Here is a 16,642-nt window from a genome sequence, read left to right on the forward strand (position 1 = left end):
CCCGTGCTGCTCACGGTGGGCCGCCGGGACCGGGCCCCACACGGGCCGAACGGGTCCCTCGGCCCGGCCGAACTGCCCCGCGGCGACTCACGACGGCACGACGGCGACCCGGCACCGGACGGCGTCCGGCAGCACTCGCGCGGGTTGCCCGTGCGCCGACCGAGCGCCACCAGCGCGGCGTTCGCGGAGACAGGGCCGAGCGCCTCGCCGGGAGGCATGCCCAGAACATCCTCCGGGACGTTCACGTCCGGATATCCGGCGCGCTTCGGACGGTGCACGCGGAGAGCGGTTGCCCCCCGCGTCGCACCGACTTTCCCCTGGACGGGATCACGGCCGTGTCCGTCGGCGGGCCGGGTGGGAGGGGGCCGAACGGACCCGGTCGCAGCCCTGGCGGCCCCTGTCCGGCGGTGAGCCGCAAGAAGACGCTAAGACCGGGAGCAGTCCGGACACAGGAGGTAACTGTCATGCTTACGCCGGTCATTGTGGGAGTCGACGGGTCCGCCGAGAGCCTCGCCGCCGCCGAGTGGGCCGCGCACGAGGCGGTCCGCCGTGACCGGCCGCTGCGCCTCGTGCACGCGTGGAACTGGCACCCCCGCCAGGAGTCCGGTGAACAGGCCGGCGCTGCTCAGCGGTACCAGGGCCGACGCTCCCTGCGCCAGGCCGAGGAACGGGTCCGCCGTACCTGCCCCGATGTCCGCCTGGACGACGAGCAGGTCGAGGGACCCGCGATCGCCGCCCTGCTGAAGGCCGCCGACCAGTCCGAGCTGCTGGTGCTGGGCTCGCGAGGGCTGAGCGGATTCGCCGGTTTCGTGGTCGGCTCGGTGGCCCTTGGCGTGGTGGCACGCACAGAGCGCCCTGTCGTCCTGGTCCGGGCGGGGGAGGAGCCCGCCGACGAACACCTGCCTGCCGCCGACGGCAGTGCGTCCACCCGCTCCGCGTACCGGGATGTCGTCCTGGGCATCGATCTCGCCGACCCCTGCGACGAGGTGATCGAGTTCGCCTTCGAGGCGGCCCGGCTGCGCAGGGCCCGCCTGAGGGTCGTCCACGCCTGGCGGCAGCCGTCCCCGATCGGGCTCGGCCCCGGTGACCTCGGACTGGTCAGCGCCCCGGAGCGGGGCGACGAGTGGCTCGGCTTCCTGACCGCCGTGCTGCGGATGTGGCGCGACAAGTATCCCGGGGTCGAGGTCGACGAGACCGTCGCGGAGGGTCGGCCGCAGACCGTTCTGGTCCACGCGGCGGCCGAGGCGGGCCTGCTCGTCGTCGGGCGCCGTATCACCGAACGCCCGGCAGGACCGCACACCGGCCCCGTCACCCACGCCGCCATCCACCATGTCGGCTGCCCCGTGGCCGTCGTGGCCCACGCCTGAGGGATCTCCGCGGATACGCCGACGCAGCAGGCCCAGGCACCGTCTCGCCCCCCGGCCGCTCCTCCCGGAGCACGAGTGCGCACGTCTCCCCGGGGGCGATGGCGTGAGGCGAGAGCGGAACCCCGCGGGAGATCTGACTGTCCGACAGCAAAGTCGGCATTGGGCCGGCGGCAGCCCGATCAGAGCTGACGACGGCCGGCGGGACCCGCGCCGTGAAGTGCGGTGGAACGAGTGGTGAGACAGGGGTTTGCCTGGCTGTCCGTGCGAACCGGGCGGGGTGTGTCTCACCTCGCCCGGCGCTGTGTGCGTCAGCTTGTGAGGTTCCTGCTCAGCGCACTCGACCTCGCGGTTTCAGTGGCACCGGCGGCAGTTCGGGAGCAGGCAGAGGTGCTCCGTCGTAACCCTTCACTTCCCCGAATCGCGACCCGTTCATCCATTCCTCGCGAGCCTGTTCGATATCCGCCTGGGTGCGTCCGACGAAGTTCCACCACATGATGAGTTCCTCCTCGAACGGCTCGCCGCCCAGGAGCATGAGCGTCGCGTCCGACTCGGCGCGCAGCGGCAGCTCGGTGCGGCCGCAGCCGAGGTAGAGCATCGAGCCCGGCAGCACCGGCACGCCGTCGACGCTCACCTCGCCGGACATCCCCAGCACGCCGTACTCGAAGTCGGGCTCCAAGGGCAGGCGCAGGTCGGTGCCCCGGGCGAGGGACAGGTCCGCGCCGACGATCGGGGTGAACGCCGTACCGGGGGACGTCGCGCCGTCGAGGGAGCCGAGGATGACCGTGGCGGTCAGGCCGGGAGCGGTGACCGTCGGCAGATCGGGGTGGTGTTCGAATTTCGGGTCGGTGTGGCGGTGGGAGTCCGGCAGGGCCACCCACAGCTGGGCGCCGTGCAGATACCGGGCGTGCGACCGCGGGCTCTCCTCCGAGTGGCTGATCGCCCGGCCCGAGGTCATCAGCCCGAGCTCGCGCGGGCGGATCGTCTGCAGGCTGCCGGTCGAGTCGCGGTGCAGCACCTCGCCCTGGTGCAGCCAGCTGACCGTCTGCAGTCCGATGTGCGGGTGCGGGGGCACCTGCATCCCGGGCTCGTCGGCGATGTCGTCGGGACCGTAGTGGTCGACGAACGCCCAGGCGCCGATCATGCGGCGGCCGAGGTTCGGCAGCAGCCGCCGCACCTCGGTCGACTCGCCGAGCTGCACACGGCGGGGGCTCAGCAGCTCGCGGACGGGTTCGGCGACGACGAATCCGCGGCCACCGCACACGCTCGGGACGGGCGCACGGTCAAGGTTGCTCATGCTGCCCAACTTAGCGGCCGAACGTCCCGGTTGCCGAGCGGTCGGCCGCTCATGCGGAATCCGTCCCTCACATCGTCGAAGTCCGGGCGGTGGCCGTGGGCCCGGTGGTGCACCGACGGCCGCGTCAGCGCGCCGTCAGTGTCCACAGATGGTCCGCCGTGCCGTTGTCGTCCCACTGGAGGACCCGGGCGCCGGCGGAGGTACTCGTTGCGGTCACGCCTAGCAGCAGCCCGCCGTTGTAGTTGGCGATCTCGTAGCAGCCGTCGCCGGACGGGCCGAGCTGCCAGAGATGGCCGGCGGTGCCGTTGTCGCCCCAGATCGGGGCGGTGCCATCGGCGCCGGTGCCCGCGTCGGTGATGCCGAGGAGCAGCCCGCTCGCCTGCTGCCGGATCTTGTAGAGGCCGCTGCCGGCGGCCACCAGCGTCCAGTTCTGGTCGGTGCCCGTGGTGGCGGTGCCTGGACGACCGCGGTGCCCTGGGCGGTGCCCGCGCGGCTGGTGTCCAGGGCGAGGCCGCTGTTGCGCTTGGTGATCTGGCAGCGCCCGGCCGGCGAGGTGGCGGTGCCGCTCGGGGTGACGGTCAGGTGGTGGCCGGCGGAGGCGTTCATCGTCACCGGCACGGTGATCGAGCCGCCGCTGACCGGGTAGTCGGCGTCCGAGACGGTGATCGGCCCGGAGACGGCCTTCGTGCGGCCCCTGGACGGGGTGTACTCCAGCTTCACGTGCACGGTGCTGCCGAACGCCCCGGGCGGCGCACCGACCCCCGTCCGCCCCTGTCCGGCATCGATCCGGCGATCCCGGTCGTCTACGCCCTCTCGCCGTCGACCGACCCCGCCGACACCTCCGTCGTCACCGACGACCGGGGCTGCGCCCGGCTCGCCGTGGAACACCTGCCGGCCGCCGGCCGTACCCGGATCGCCCATGTCACCGGACCCGAACACCACCAGGCGGCCCGCGACCGTGACGCGCACGCGGTCCGGCACCTGGCCGGTGCCTCCCTCCGGCTCGCCCCCGGCCGGGTGCACCTCGGGGAGTGGAGCGAGGCCTGGGGGCGGCGGGCCACCGACGCGGTGCTGCGGACGGCACCCGACACGGACGCCGTCTTCTGCGGCAACTACCAGACCGCCCGGGGAGTGGCGGACGCGCTGCGCGAGCGCGGCAAGGACGTGCCGGGGGACGTCGCGGTCGTCGGCTACGACAACTGGGACACGATGGCCCTCGCCTGTCGCCCGCCGCTCACCACCGTCGACATGAACCCGGCCGAGATCGGGCGGATCGCCGCGCTGCGGCCGCTGCAGGCCATCGACGCCGAACCGGCACCCGGGGTGCACACGGTCCCGTGCCGGCCGGTGGTGCGCGAGTCGAGCCGAGCGGGCATCCGACCGTGCTTGCTTGCGTAAATCAAGTGACTTACATTCGGGAGGGTCGTGCAGAGTCGAACGGCCCTACGGAGGCTCGACCATGTCCCACGCACAGCCCCGGCCGGAAGCGGCGGGGGAGTCCGCGCCGCCGCGGACCCGGATAGTCGTCGCGGTGCTGGCCTTCGGCGGGATCGTGGTCTCGCTGATGCAGACCCTCGTGATCCCCATCGTGCCCGAGCTGCCGAAGCTGCTCGACGCCTCGGCGTCCGACGCGGTCTGGGCCGTCACCGCCACCCTGCTCGCCGCCGCCGTCGCCACGCCCGTCATGGGACGGCTCGGCGACATGTACGGCAAGCGGCTGATGCTGCTGACCAGCCTGCTCATGCTGGTCGCCGGGTCGGTCACCGCCGCGCTCAGCGACACCCTCGTACCGATGATCGTCGGCCGCGCGCTGCAGGGCCTGGCCTCGGGTGTGATCCCGCTCGGCATCAGCATCATGCGCGACGAACTCCCCGCCGAACGCCTCGGGTCCGCCACCGCCCTGATGAGCGCCTCGCTCGGTGTCGGCGGCGCGCTCGGCCTGCCCGCCGCCGCGCTGATCGCGGACCACTTCGACTGGCACGTGCTGTTCTGGACCTCGGCCGCGCTCGGTGTCGTCGCCGCCGTACTGGTCCTCGTGCTGGTGCCCGAGTCCAAGGTGCGCACCGGCGGCAGGTTCGACCTGATCGGCGCCCTGGGCATGGCGGCGGGCCTGGTCTGTCTGCTGCTCGGCATCTCCAAGGGCGCCGACTGGGGCTGGCGCAGCGGCACCACGCTCGGTCTGTTCGGAGCCGCCGTGGTGACCCTGCTCGCCTGGGGCCTCTACGAACTGCGCACCCGGCAGCCGCTGGTCGACCTGCGTACCACCGCCCGCCGTCAGGTCCTGGTGACGAACCTCGCCTCGATCGCCTTCGGGTTCTCCATGTTCGCGATGTCCCTGGTGCTTCCGCAGCTCCTGCAGTTGCCTGAGGCGACCGGCTACGGGCTGGGCAAGTCGCTGCTCGACGCGGGACTGGTGATGGCCCCGACCGGCCTGGTGATGATGGCGACGGCGCCCGTGTCGGCCCTCGTCTCCAGGAACTTCGGCCCGAAGACCACCCTGATGTGCGGCGCGGTGATCGTGGCGGCCGGGTACGGGCTCAACATCGTGCTGATGGACGCCGTCTGGCAGCTGGTGCTGGTCTCCTGCATCGTCGGCGCCGGAATCGGTTTCGCCTACGGCGCGATGCCCGCGCTCATCATGGGCGCCGTCGACCCGCACGAGACGGCCGCCGCCAACAGCCTCAACACCCTGATGCGGTCCATCGGTACGTCGACAGCCAGTGCCGTCGCCGGGGTGATCCTGGCCCAGATGACGAACGTCTTCGGCGGTGTGACCGTGCCCTCCGAGAACGGCTTCAAGGTGGTCATGGCAGTCGGCTCCGGTGCGGCGGTCCTCGCCCTGCTGGTGGCCGCGTTCATCCCGCGCCGGGAGCCCGCCGCGGCGGCCGGATCCGCCGCCGGTGCACCGGCGTCCGTACCCGGGCCGGCGCCCGAGCCACCGGTGGGTGCCGGCGGATCCGCGGTGACGGCCGGCCTCACCGACGACGGTGTCCAGGTGCGGGGGCAGGTGCGCGCCGCCGACGGAACAGGCGTCGGCCGGGCGGCCGTCACCCTGATCTCGCTCGGCGGCCGCCAGCTCGGCCGCGCGGTGGCGGACGCCGAGGGCCGCTACGCCGTGACGGCGCCCGGAGAGGGGACGTACGTTCTCATAGCCGCCGCCGACGGCTGCCGGCCGCAGGCCACCGCCCTGGTCGTGAGCACCGGACCGGTCGCGTACGACATGCTGCTCGACGGCGCCGGCGGCCTGGCCGGACTGGTGCGGGCCGCGGACGGCGGGGAACCGGTCGCCGGAGCCGTGGTGGTCGTCACCGATGTGCGCGGGGACGTGCTCGCCACCCGGCAGACCGACGGCGTCGGGGAGTTCTCGGTCGGCGAGCTGGTGCCCGGCGCCGTGACCCTCGCCGTCAGCTCTCCCAAGCACCGGCCGCTCGCCGTGGCCGTCGAGATCGCCGGAACCGGGGCCACCCGCGTCGAGATCGAGCTGCGGCCCGGTGCCCATGTGCGCGGCACGGTACGGGGCGGAGCGGGCCCGCTGGGTGACGCCCGGGTCACGCTGGTGGACGTCGCCGGCAACGTCGTCGCCACGACCACCACCGGGGAGGACGGCGCGTACGCCTTCTGCGACCTGGACACCGGCCCGTACACCGTCATCGCGACCGGCTACGCACCGCGGGCCGCCGGAGTGCTGGTCTGCGGTGCCGACATCCACGATCACGACATCGAACTGGCCCACCCCGAAGCCTAGGACACCGCATCGGCGCAAGCCGGGGCACGTCCGGGCGTCAGATCGGCAGCAACCGTGCGATCAGGGCGCTCAGTTGGCGGGCCGTTCGGCACTCGTGCATCTCGGCCAGTTCGGCGTAGTCGGGTGCCGCCGAATCGCCGGTGCCCCACAGGGAGCGCGCCTCGGGGTTCAACCAGTAGACGCGGCGGGCCTGTTCGGTGATGCGGCGGAGGGCCGCGAGGTTCGGGTCGAGGTTGTTCGTGCGGGCGTCGCCCAGGACGAACACGGTGCTGCGCGGCCCGACCGCGGCGCCGTACCGCTCCGCGAACTCGCCCAGCGACACCCCGTAGTCGCTGCTGCCGTGCCAGCCGGTGAGCGTCGCCTCGGCGCGGATCCGGGCGCCGAGCCCCTCCGGGTCGGCCCGGCCGTGATCGAGCAGGCCGGTCACCTCGTCGATGCGGTTGACGAAGGCGAACACCCTGACCTTGCTGAACTGGTCGTGCAGCGCCTGCACCAGCAGCATCGTGAAGTCGGAGAACCCCGACACCGAGCCCGAGACGTCACACAGGAGGATGAGCTCGGGCCGCACCGGCCGGCGCCGGCGCAGCACCGGCCGCATCGGCACCCCGCCTGTGGACAGCGAACCGCGCAGGGTGCGGCGCAGATCGATGCTGCCCCGCGCGGCCCGGCGGCGGCGTGCCGCCAGCCGGGTCGCCAGCTTACGGGCCAGCGGCTGAACAGCCCTGCGCAGACCGGCAAGTTGATCCCGCCCGGCGAACAGGAAGTCCACCTGGTCGGCGCTCGGCGGCACCGCCCGCCGGGCGATCTCGTCCCGCCCGCGCCGCTCGGCCACCCGGCGCCGGGCCTCCGCCGCGACCATGCCCCGGAACGTCTCGATCCGACGCCGGATCTCGTCGTCCAGCAGCCGGTCCGCGAACCCCTGGTCCGTGCCCCGGGCCCGGACGTCCGCCCGCACCCGTGCCAGCAGCGTCTGCGGCCGCAGCCGGTCCAGTGTCTGGTACGACGACCAGCCGTCGGAGCCCGACGGACTCCCGTATCCGCCCAGGCCGTCCACCGCCTGCGCCGCCAACTGCCTGAGCAGCGCGGTGTCGTTGTCGGCCAGTGCGCCGGCGAGCCGCTCCCGCAGTTCGTCCCGGTGGGCCGACCCGGTGCCGGGCCCGCCCACCCCGCGCGGGAAGTAGAGGTCGAAGACCTGGTCGAACACGGCCCGCTGGGCACTGCCGTGCAGCAGGGTCGCGGCCAGCCCCTCGCGCAGCAGCTCCCGGTCCGCCAGGCCGAGCGCCGCAACCGCCCGGCCCGCGTCCACGGTCTCGCCGGTGCCGACCCGCACCCCGTGCGCCCGCAGCGCCCCCACCAGACCGGTGAGCCGGCCGGCGAGGTCGGCCGACGTGTCGGCCACCGCGTTCACAGCGCGTCCAGGTCCAGCTTGGCGGCCGCCTTCTGGATGTCGTCCTGGTGCTTGAGGATCACGCCCAGGGAATCCCGTACGACCTGCTCGTCCAGCGCGTCGGCGCCCAGGGCCAGCAGGGTGCGCGCCCAGTCGATCGTCTCGGCCACCGACGGCACCTTGCGCAGGTCCATCGCCCGCAGCGCCCCGACCACCCGGACCACGGACTCGGTGAGCGCCTCGGTGAGCTCGGGCACCTTCAGCCGTACGATCCGGCGCTCCAGCTCCTCGTCGGGGAACCCTATGTGCAGGAAGAGGCAGCGGCGGCGCAGCGCCTCGGACAGCTCACGGCTCGCGTTCGAGGTGAGCACGACGAAAGGGCGGCGGGTCGCGGTGACCGTGCCCAGCTCGGGGACGGTCACCTGGAAGTCGCTGAGCACCTCCAGGAGCAGGCCCTCCACCTCGACATCGGCCTTGTCGGTCTCGTCGATCAGCAGCACCTTCGGTTCGTCGCCCCGGATCGCGGTGAGCAGCGGCCGGGGGAGCAGGAACTCCTCGCTGAAGATGTCGGTGCGCGCCTCGTCCCAGGTCTCGTCCCGGCCGGCGCTGATGCGGAGCAGCTGCTTGGCGTGGTTCCACTCGTACAGCGCCCGGGACTCGTCCACGCCCTCGTAACACTGCAGGCGCACCAGCCGGGCGCCGGCGACCTCGGCGACGGCCTTCGCCAGCTCGGTCTTGCCGACCCCGGCGGGGCCCTCGACGAGGAGGGGCTTGCCGAGCCGGTCGGCCAGGAAGACGGTGGTGGCGACGGCGGGGGAGGCGAGGTAGCCGGTCTCCGCGAGGCGGGCGCGGACGTCGTCGACGGAAGTGAACAACGGGGCCTCCGGCTGAGCGGCGTGGTGCTGACCTTCCTATCTAAGCGCTTGGTCAGTGAGCTGGCCACCCTGTATACCGATCGGTTTCCCAATGTGCCGGCGAGAGGTAGTCTCGGGGCCATGGCCACCACCGACAAGGCGTCCCCCCGCGACCGGCTGCTCGAAGCCGCCGCCGATCTCTTCTACCGCGACGGCGTCTCCGTGGGCGTCGAGGCGCTGTGCAGGTCGGCCGGGGTGTCGAAGCGCTCGATGTACCAGCTCTTCGACAGCAAGGAGGAGATGCTCGCCGCCAGTCTGGAGCGCCGCAGGGCCTGGTACGAGGCCCAGCTCACGCCCGCCGACGGCGCCGGCGCGCCGGCCACGCCCCGTGAGCGGGTGCGGGACGTCTTCGAGCGGCTGGAGAAGGGCTCGGTGACCCCCGGCTACCAGGGCTGCCCGTACCTCGCCGTCCTGGTCGAGCTGAAGGACCCCGAGCACCCGGCGAGCGTGGTGGCCCGCGACGCGAAGGGCCGGATGGAGAGCTACTTCCGGCAACAGGCCGAACAGGGCGGCGTAGCGGACCCGGCCGTCCTGGCCCGCCAGCTGATGCTGGTCTTCGACGGCGCCAGCGCCCGCGCCGGCGCCCGCATCGAACGCCTGGACGACGGCCTGGCCCTGGGAACGGCGACGGCACTGATGGATGCGGCGGGAATGGCGTAATCGACAGTGGCGTGCGGTCTGCGTGGGGCCGGGTGGGCCGCGGGCACCGGTCGGCGGGAAGGGTGCTGCGGCCGGGAGACGGCTCGTGACGCACGACCCGTACGGGTCAGCACAACGCGCCGGCGCTGTCGCGCACCCGGTGCAATGGACGCGTGACCGGGCCCCCGAACGACTGTCTCGCGCGCAACGAGTGGATCTGCGGGGCCTACCTGAGCAGCCGCCGCCAGATCCTCCTCGACGCCGTCGGGCAGCACCTGCGGCTCACCGCGGTCTCCGTGCTCATCGGCCTCGTGATCGCCGTTCCCCTGGCCGTGCTGGCCCGCCGCTGGCGCTGGTCGGCCGCGCCCGTCCTCGGGGTCACGACGATCCTCTACACCATCCCCTCCCTGGCGATGTTCTCCCTGCTCCTGCCGGTCTACGGACTCTCGGCCACCCTCGTCGTCGCCGGGCTGGTGCTCTACTCGCTCACCCTGCTCGTCCGGAACATCCTCGCGGGCCTGCGCGCCGTCCCGCAGGAGACCCGCCAGGCCGCCCGCGGCCTGGGCTACGGCCCGGTCCGCCTCCTGCTCACCGTCGAGCTCCCCCTCGCCCTGCCGGCCGCGATGGCCGGACTGCGCATCGCCACCGTCTCGGCGGTCTCCCTGGTCACCGTCGGCGCGATCGTCGGGTTCGGCGGCCTCGGCAACCTGATCTACGCCGGTATGAACACCTACTTCAAGGCCCAGGTCCTCACCGCCTCCGTGCTGTGCGTGCTGATCGCCGTCGCGGCCGACCTGCTGCTGCTCGGAGTGCAGCGTCTGCTCACCCCGTGGACACGGGCGGCCCGCGCATGACCACGCTCGCCGACGCCTGGGGCTGGCTCACCGACTCCGCGCACTGGGCGGGCGACGACGGGATCGGGCACCGGCTCGTGCAGCACCTCGCCCTCACCGCCGTCTGTCTCGTCATCAGCTGCGCCGTCGCGCTGCCGGTCGCGCTGGTCCTCGGCCACCTCGGCAGGGGCGGCGCGCTCGCCGTGAACATCTCCAACGTCGGCCGTGCCGTCCCCACCTTCGCCGTCCTGGTCCTGCTGCTCCTCACCCCGATCGGCCGGTGGGGCGAGGGCCCCACGGTGGTGGCCCTGGTGCTGTTCGCGGTACCGCCGCTGCTCACCAACGCCTACGTGGGCATGCGCGAGGTCGACCGGAGCATCGTGCGCGCGGCCCGCGGCATGGGGATGACCGGCGCGCAGATGCTGTTCCGCGTGGAACTGCCCCTTTCACTGCCCCTGCTCCTCAACGGGGTGCGGATCGCCGCCGTCCAGCTCGTGGCCACGGCGACCATCGCCGCGCTGGCCGGCGGGGGCGGCCTGGGGCGGATCATCACCGCCGGGTTCAATCTGGCCAGCACGCCGCAGGTGGTCGCCGGGGCGATCCTGGTCGCCGTCTTCGCGCTGATCGTGGAGGGGATCTTCGAACTCGTCGAGCGGCTCGCCCCGGTCCGGGCGCGGGGTTCGCGGTGAGATCCCCTACGGCGGTGGCGGCCGTGCTGCTGGTGGGCCTCACCGGCTGCGCAACCGGCCCCTCCCTGGAGAACCGCGGCGCGGTCACCGCGCCCCCGGGCGACAGCAGGCACCTGACCGTGGGCTCGGCCGGCTTCACCGAGAGCGACCTGCTCGCCCAGATGTACGCACAGCTGCTGAACCAGGCCGGCTACCGGACCTCCCTGATCACCGTGGCCAACCGCGAGATCTACGAACCCGCCCTGGAGTCCGGGCAGATCGACGCCGTCCCCGAGTACGCGGCCACCTTCGCCGACTGGCTCAACGCCAAGGCCAACGGCCCCGACGCGCCGCCCGTCGGCTCACCCGACCTCGACGCCACGATGAAGGCGCTGCGCCGCCTCGCCGCACCGCGCGGGCTCACGGTCCTGGACCCGGGCCGCGCGGTGGACCAGAACGCGTTCGCGGTCACTGCCGCCTATGCCCGCGCGCACCGCCTCAGGACGCTCGGCGACCTGGGCGCCTCGGGGCTGAAGGTGCGGCTCGCGGCGGGGGACGAGTGCGTGCGGCGGCCCTACTGCGAGCCGGGGCTGAAGAAGGTCTACGGCATCGACATCACCGGCGTCGACCCCAAGGGCGTCGGCACCACCCAGGCCAAACGGGCCGTACAGGCCGGGCAGGACCAGATGCTGCTGACCACCACCACGGACGCGACCCTCGGCCAGTTCGGCCTGGTCCTGCTCGCCGACGACAAGCACCTCCAGAACGCCGACTACGTCGTCCCGGTCGTCAACCGCGCCCGGGCGGGTGCCGAGGGCGTGACGAAGGCGCTCGGCAAGCTCAACGACGTCCTGACGACCGCCGATCTGGCCGCCATGAACCAGCAGGTCGACGGCTGGCGGCGGCTCGCCCAGGACGTCGCCCGGACGTACTTGCGGGACAAGGGCCTGGTGAAGTGAGGATCGGCGCCCGTTGCCAGTGGCGGCCGCTACCTTCCGGGACATGGGGATCCATCTGGTGAGTGTCGCCGCGCGGGAGTGGTTCGGCGCGGACGAGGAGGACGGCGGCAAGGGCGCCATCGCCTCGGCCCTGAACGAGGAGTTGCGGCGGCGCGGGCTCGCGCCGTACGCGCCGGTGCCCGAGGCGGCCGTCCCGGTGCCCGGCCCGGGGCAGTCGTTCGAGGAGAAGCTGGTGCCGTCCACGCACGGGTTCGACGCGCTGTGCCGCAGACACCTGGCACCGGGGGAGGCGGACCTGCTGCTGGGCTGGTCGGTGCTGGTGCCGGTCTCCCTCGACGAGGAGATCCGGCTGCCCCTCGCATCCCCCTGCACCGACGAGACGGTGATCGCCGGCGCGCCCGAGGTGCTCGCCCTCACGGAGCGGCTGGCGGTGGCTGTCCGGCTCCCCGTCGACGCGATACCCGAAGCCTGCGACAACCTCGAGCTGACGATGTGGTTCCTGGAGGGCGAGGCCGAGGAAGCCGCCGCCCGTCCCGGCCCGTGGGCCGAGGACCTCGACACAGCCTTCTATGCCGCGCTGTACCTGCGGGCCGCCCAGCACGCGCTGCGCCGCGCCCGCCCGATGACGTACTGCTGACGGACGCCCGGCCGACACCCCGCCGGACCGGAGGTCAGGCGTCGGAGACCGAGTCGAACGGCACCTGACCCCGCGAGACGCCGCGGGCGTCCGCGTCCACCGAGCGGCGCAGCGCCTCGTGCAGCTTGGCCGGGGTCAAGACGCCGAGGAAGCGCGAGCCGTCGAGGACCGCGACCCACCCGGCGTCGTGCTGGAGCATCACACCGAACGCCTGCTTCAGCGGGGCACCGACCGGCACCCACGCGGTCATCCGGTGTGCCAGGTCACCGACGCTGCCGCCCGCCGCCAGCTCGTCGCGGCCCACCCAGCCGTGCAGGTCGCCGTGCGCGTCCAGGACCACCGCCCAGCGGGCGCCCTCCGACCGCAACCGCGCCGCGGCGCTCCCGGCGGACTCGGCCGGGCGGACGACCGGCGGCTGCTCCAGGTCGTCCGGCTCGATCTCGGTCACCGACAGCCGCTTCAACCCGCGGTCCGCGCCCACGAAGTCGGCGACGTAGGACGTGGCGGGCGTCCCCAGCACCGCACCCGGCGTGTCGTACTGCTCGATGCGCCCCTGCCCGTACACCGCGATCCGGTCGCCGAGCCGCACCGCCTCCTCGATGTCATGGGTGACCAGCAGCACCGTCTTGCGCACGGCGGCCTGCATCCTGAGGAACTCGTCCTGCAACTGCTCGCGCACCACCGGGTCGACCGCACCGAACGGCTCGTCCATCAGCAGCACGGGAGGATCCGCGGCGAGCGCGCGGGCCACGCCGACCCGTTGCCGCTGGCCGCCGGAGAGTTGGTCCGGATAACGAGGTCCGAACGTCGACGGGTCCAGGCCCACCAGGTCGAGCAGTTCGGCGGCGCGCCTGCGGGCCTCGGCCCGCTTCCAGCCGAGCAGGGCCGGGACGGTCGCGGTGTTGTCGAGCACGGTGCGGTGCGGGAACAGACCCACCTGCTGGATGACGTAGCCGATCCGGCGGCGCAGCCGGACCGGGTCGACCCGGGCGATGTCCTCGCCGTCGACCAGGATCCGGCCGGAGGTCGGTTCGATGAGCCGGTTGACCATCATCATCGTGGTGGTCTTGCCGCAGCCGGACGGGCCCACAAGGGTGACGAGTTCACCCTCCGCCACCTCGAGGGAGAGGCCGTCCACGGCGGTCGTGCCGTCCGGATACCGCTTGGTGACCTGCTCGAACCGGATCATTCCCTCACGCTAGCCGCGCCCCTTGCGCCCCGCGCGCCGAAGCGGCGCCGGCCCGCCTACGAGGTGACCTCCGCGTCCGGCGGGCCGGCGCTGACGAGCACCACCTCCAGGGTGCGCGGACCGTGCACCCCCTCGACCCGGTCCAGCTCGATGTCGCTGGTCGCGGACGGCCCGGAGATCCAGGTCAACGGACGTGCCGGGTCGAGGCGTTCGAGGGCCTGCGGGACGGAGGAGACGACCTGGTCCGGAACCCGGACGACGCAGATGTGATGGTCCGGGACGAGCGTGATGCGGCGGCGGCCCTGGTCCGGGCTGCCGTCCAGCACGATCGTCCCCGTCTCGGCGATCGCCACCGCACACCCGGTGACCACGCTTCCCACCCCGTCCAGCTCGTGCGCCGTGCTCGCCGCCCGGTCGCGGACCCGGGTGGGCCCGGCGGCCGGCATCCACTCCGGCGGCAGCGAGGGGGGCACCAGCACCTGCCGCGATCCGCGTTCGGCGAGCAACCGCTCGATGACGTGGGGGAGTTCGTCGTCGGTGGCGCGATGTACGACCGCCCGGTAGTCCGCCAGGTTCTCGGCCAGCAGCTCCACCGTCTCCGCGACGCCGCGCTGCCCGTGCTCGCGCAGATACGCCCGCTCGACCGGTACCTCCTCGTCCCGTACGTCGGCCAGCGCGCGCCGTACCCGGCCCAGGATCCGCTCCCTGCTGCTCACTTGGCACCGTCCTCCTTGCCGTTCGTCCGCTGCCACCAGTCACGGAACGGCTCCGCCGGTACGGCCGGCAGGTCCCGTGTGCCGCTCCACGCCCTGCCGGGACCCGGCAGCGTGCGGGGATGGAGGCGGCGGCTGCGGGAGGCGAGCCGCTGGCCGGTGCGCAGGGCGGCCGGGTGCGAGAGAGCCCAGCGGGCCGCCCGCATCGCCGCCCGCTCGGCCGCGTGTCCCTTGGCCGGTTTGAGCAGCACCTTGTTGCCGCCCCGGACCGCCTCGCCGCCCTCCACGACCCGCTCCCGCAGGTGGACCAGTACTTCGGGGATGTCGATGGCGACCGGGCACACCTCGTAACAGGCCCCGCACAGCGACGACGCGTACGGCAGCGAGGCGTCGATCGCGCTCCCCGTCCCGCGCAACTGGGGGCTGAGGATCGCGCCGATCGGGCCCGGATAGACCGAGCCGTAGGCGTGCCCGCCGGCCCGCTCGTACACCGGGCAGACGTTCAGACAGGCGGAACAGCGGATGCAGCGCAGCGCCTGGCGGCCGACCTCGTCGGCGAGGGTGTCGGTGCGGCCGTTGTCGAGGAGCACCAGATGGAAGGCCCGGGGGCCGTCCCCGTCGGTGGTGCCGGTCCACATCGAGGTGTACGGGTTCATCCGCTCGGCGGTCGACGAACGGGGCAGGGTCTGCAGGAAGACCTCCAGGTCCCGCCAGGTCGGCACGGTCTTCTCGATGCCGACGACCGAGATCAGCGTCTCGGGCAGGGTGAGGCACATCCGGCCGTTGCCCTCGGACTCGACCACGACCAGGGTGCCCGTCTCGGCGACCATGAAGTTGGCGCCGGAGATGCCGACCTTGGCGCGCAGGAACTTCTCGCGGAGGTGGAGCCGTGCCGCCTCGGCGAGTTCGGCGGGCGTGTCGGTGAGGCCCTCGGGCGCGGGACGCCCCCACTCGCCCATCTCGCGCCGGAAGATGTCCCGGATCTCCCCGCGGTTCCGGTGGATCGCCGGGACCAGGATGTGCGAGGGACGGTCCCTGCCCAACTGCACGATCAGCTCGGCGAGATCGGTCTCGTAGGCCCGGATGCCCTCGGCCTCCAGCGCCTCGTTCAGCCCGATCTCCTGCGTGGCCATCGACTTGACCTTCACGACCTCCGACTCGCCGGTCTCCTTGACCAGGCCGGTCACGATCCGGTTGGCCTCGTCGGCGTCCGCGGCCCAGTGGACCGTACCGCCGGCCGCCGTCACTGCCTGCTCCAACTGGTCCAGGTAGCGGTCGAGATGACGGAGCGTGTGGTCCTTGACCTGCTTTCCGGCCTCTCGCAGCGCGTCCCAGTCGGACACCTCGGCGACGGCCCTGGCCCGTTTGGCGCGGATGGTGTGCGTGGCATGGCGCAGATTCCCGCGCAGGGTGCGGTCGCCCACGGCCTCGTGCGCGGCCTGCGGAAAGGCAGGCATTCCCAGATAGGTCCCGCTCATGCGGCCGGCTCCTCCTCCGTGCTCGCCAGGATCTCCGCGATGTGCACCGGCCGCATGCCGGTACCGAGCCGGGTCATGGTGCCACCGATGTGCATGAGGCAGGAGTTGTCGGCGGCGCACAGCACCTCCGCACCCGTCGACTCGGCGTTGCGCACCTTGTCGGCCCCCATCGCCGCCGAGACGTCGGCGTTCTTGACCGCGAAGGTGCCGCCGAACCCGCAGCACTCCTCCGCTCCCGGCAGCTCCACCAGTTCCAGCCCCTTCACCGCCTGGAGCAGCCGGCGCGGGCGCTCGCCGAGCCCCAGACTCCGCAGCCCGTGACAGGTGGGGTGGTAGGTCACCTTGTGCGGGTAGCAGGCGCCCACGTCCGTCACCTTGAGCACGTCGACCAGGAACTCCGTCAGCTCGTACGTCTTCGGCACCACCGGGGCCAGCGCGAGCGCGAGCCCGTTGCCGCGGCCCTCGGCCCGGGCCCGCTCACCCATCCTCGGATACAGCTCCCGCACCATCGCCCCGCAGGAGCCGGACGGCGTCACGATCGCCTCGTACTCCCCGAAGACATCGGAGAAATGCCGGGCCAGCGGTTCCGCCTGATGACGGTATCCGGTGTTGTAGTGGGCCTGCCCACAGCAGGTCTGCGCCATCGGGAAGTCCACCTCGACGCCCAGCCTGGTCAGGAGTTTCACGACGGCACGGCCCGTGTCCGGATACAGCGTGTCGTTGACACAGGTCAGGAACAGGGCGACACGCATCGCGGCTCCTAGAGATCGATCATCCGATGAGTGCAGGGTAATGGGCCGGTGCGATCCGCGGGAGTCC

17 protein-coding genes are annotated in these 16,642 nt (G+C 72.8%); 9 read left to right on the top strand and 8 right to left on the bottom strand.

Features of this window, described 5'->3' with window-relative positions; translation table 11 throughout:
- Nucleotides 1-464 precede the first annotated feature (464 nt).
- Nucleotides 465-1,367, top strand: coding sequence for a universal stress protein (locus ACZ4O3_RS21775; RefSeq protein ID WP_467723698.1), 903 nt, complete (start codon nucleotides 465-467; stop codon nucleotides 1,365-1,367).
- A gap of 328 nt (nucleotides 1,368-1,695) precedes the next feature.
- On the opposite strand, the gene ACZ4O3_RS21780 is transcribed toward ACZ4O3_RS21775, so the two are convergent.
- Nucleotides 1,696-2,661 (bottom strand): pirin family protein, encoded by a 966-nt coding sequence (locus ACZ4O3_RS21780; protein WP_362728693.1) that lies wholly within the window; start codon nucleotides 2,659-2,661, stop codon nucleotides 1,696-1,698.
- Between the two features lie 124 nt (nucleotides 2,662-2,785).
- Nucleotides 2,786-3,079: an RICIN domain-containing protein gene (locus ACZ4O3_RS21785; protein ID WP_467723700.1), complete on the bottom strand. Its 294-nt coding sequence runs from the start codon at nucleotides 3,077-3,079 to the stop codon at nucleotides 2,786-2,788.
- Nucleotides 3,080-3,184: 105 nt separating this feature from the next.
- Between ACZ4O3_RS21785 and ACZ4O3_RS21790 the strand changes: the two genes are divergently transcribed.
- The 3 genes from ACZ4O3_RS21790 to ACZ4O3_RS21800 all read left to right on the top strand — a co-directional run bounded on the left by ACZ4O3_RS21790 (nucleotide 3,185) and on the right by ACZ4O3_RS21800 (nucleotide 6,406).
- The gene (locus ACZ4O3_RS21790) at nucleotides 3,185-3,307 is read left to right on the top strand and encodes a hypothetical protein (RefSeq protein WP_467723702.1); all 123 of its coding nucleotides are present in this window, start codon (nucleotides 3,185-3,187) and stop codon (nucleotides 3,305-3,307) included.
- A gap of 74 nt (nucleotides 3,308-3,381) precedes the next feature.
- Nucleotides 3,382-4,059, top strand: a complete 678-nt coding sequence (locus ACZ4O3_RS21795) for a substrate-binding domain-containing protein (protein ID WP_467723704.1) — start codon at nucleotides 3,382-3,384, stop codon at nucleotides 4,057-4,059.
- Nucleotides 4,060-4,120: 61 nt separating this feature from the next.
- Nucleotides 4,121-6,406, top strand: a complete 2,286-nt coding sequence (locus ACZ4O3_RS21800; protein WP_467723705.1) for an MFS transporter — start codon at nucleotides 4,121-4,123, stop codon at nucleotides 6,404-6,406.
- Nucleotides 6,407-6,443: 37 nt separating this feature from the next.
- Here the strand turns inward: ACZ4O3_RS21800 and ACZ4O3_RS21805 are convergent, their stop codons facing one another.
- Both ACZ4O3_RS21805 and ACZ4O3_RS21810 read right to left on the bottom strand, forming a co-directional pair.
- The gene (locus ACZ4O3_RS21805) at nucleotides 6,444-7,805 is read right to left on the bottom strand and encodes a VWA domain-containing protein (RefSeq protein ID WP_467723707.1); all 1,362 of its coding nucleotides are present in this window, start codon (nucleotides 7,803-7,805) and stop codon (nucleotides 6,444-6,446) included.
- Between the two features lie 5 nt (nucleotides 7,806-7,810).
- Nucleotides 7,811-8,668 (bottom strand): AAA family ATPase, encoded by an 858-nt coding sequence (locus tag ACZ4O3_RS21810; protein WP_467723709.1) that lies wholly within the window; start codon nucleotides 8,666-8,668, stop codon nucleotides 7,811-7,813.
- Nucleotides 8,669-8,788: 120 nt separating this feature from the next.
- Here ACZ4O3_RS21810 and ACZ4O3_RS21815 point away from each other — a divergent pair, with 120 nt between their 5' ends.
- The 5 genes from ACZ4O3_RS21815 (at nucleotide 8,789) to ACZ4O3_RS21835 (ending at nucleotide 12,443) form a co-directional block, all read left to right on the top strand.
- A complete protein-coding gene (locus ACZ4O3_RS21815) occupies nucleotides 8,789-9,367 on the top strand; it encodes a TetR/AcrR family transcriptional regulator (protein ID WP_467723710.1) in 579 nt (192 codons plus the stop codon).
- A 152-nt stretch (nucleotides 9,368-9,519) separates the two neighbouring features.
- Nucleotides 9,520-10,200, top strand: coding sequence for an ABC transporter permease (locus ACZ4O3_RS21820; protein WP_467723712.1), 681 nt, complete (start codon nucleotides 9,520-9,522; stop codon nucleotides 10,198-10,200).
- A complete protein-coding gene (locus ACZ4O3_RS21825; RefSeq protein ID WP_362720805.1) occupies nucleotides 10,197-10,868 on the top strand; it encodes an ABC transporter permease in 672 nt (223 codons plus the stop codon). The genes ACZ4O3_RS21820 and ACZ4O3_RS21825 overlap by 4 nt, the downstream gene beginning before the upstream one ends.
- Entirely contained in the window at nucleotides 10,865-11,806 is a 942-nt protein-coding gene (locus ACZ4O3_RS21830) for an ABC transporter substrate-binding protein (RefSeq protein WP_467723714.1), read from the top strand. The genes ACZ4O3_RS21825 and ACZ4O3_RS21830 overlap by 4 nt, the downstream gene beginning before the upstream one ends.
- A gap of 43 nt (nucleotides 11,807-11,849) precedes the next feature.
- Complete coding sequence (locus ACZ4O3_RS21835; protein ID WP_467723716.1) at nucleotides 11,850-12,443, top strand: hypothetical protein; 594 nt, start codon at nucleotides 11,850-11,852, stop codon at nucleotides 12,441-12,443.
- Between the two features lie 34 nt (nucleotides 12,444-12,477).
- Here the strand turns inward: ACZ4O3_RS21835 and ACZ4O3_RS21840 are convergent, their stop codons facing one another.
- From ACZ4O3_RS21840 to ACZ4O3_RS21855, 4 genes are read right to left on the bottom strand one after another with little or no spacing between them, the layout of a single operon-like run.
- Entirely contained in the window at nucleotides 12,478-13,632 is a 1,155-nt protein-coding gene (locus ACZ4O3_RS21840) for a betaine/proline/choline family ABC transporter ATP-binding protein (protein WP_467723717.1), read from the bottom strand.
- A gap of 56 nt (nucleotides 13,633-13,688) precedes the next feature.
- Entirely contained in the window at nucleotides 13,689-14,348 is a 660-nt protein-coding gene (locus ACZ4O3_RS21845) for a LutC/YkgG family protein (protein ID WP_467723719.1), read from the bottom strand.
- Nucleotides 14,345-15,823, bottom strand: a complete 1,479-nt coding sequence (locus ACZ4O3_RS21850) for a LutB/LldF family L-lactate oxidation iron-sulfur protein (protein ID WP_362727194.1) — start codon at nucleotides 15,821-15,823, stop codon at nucleotides 14,345-14,347. Before ACZ4O3_RS21850 ends, ACZ4O3_RS21845 begins: the two co-directional genes overlap by 4 nt.
- The gene (locus ACZ4O3_RS21855) at nucleotides 15,820-16,575 is read right to left on the bottom strand and encodes a (Fe-S)-binding protein (RefSeq protein WP_362727192.1); all 756 of its coding nucleotides are present in this window, start codon (nucleotides 16,573-16,575) and stop codon (nucleotides 15,820-15,822) included. The genes ACZ4O3_RS21850 and ACZ4O3_RS21855 overlap by 4 nt, the downstream gene beginning before the upstream one ends.
- Between the last annotated feature and the right edge of the window lie 67 nt (nucleotides 16,576-16,642).

Source organism: Streptomyces sp. NPDC026515, assembly GCF_055567595.1.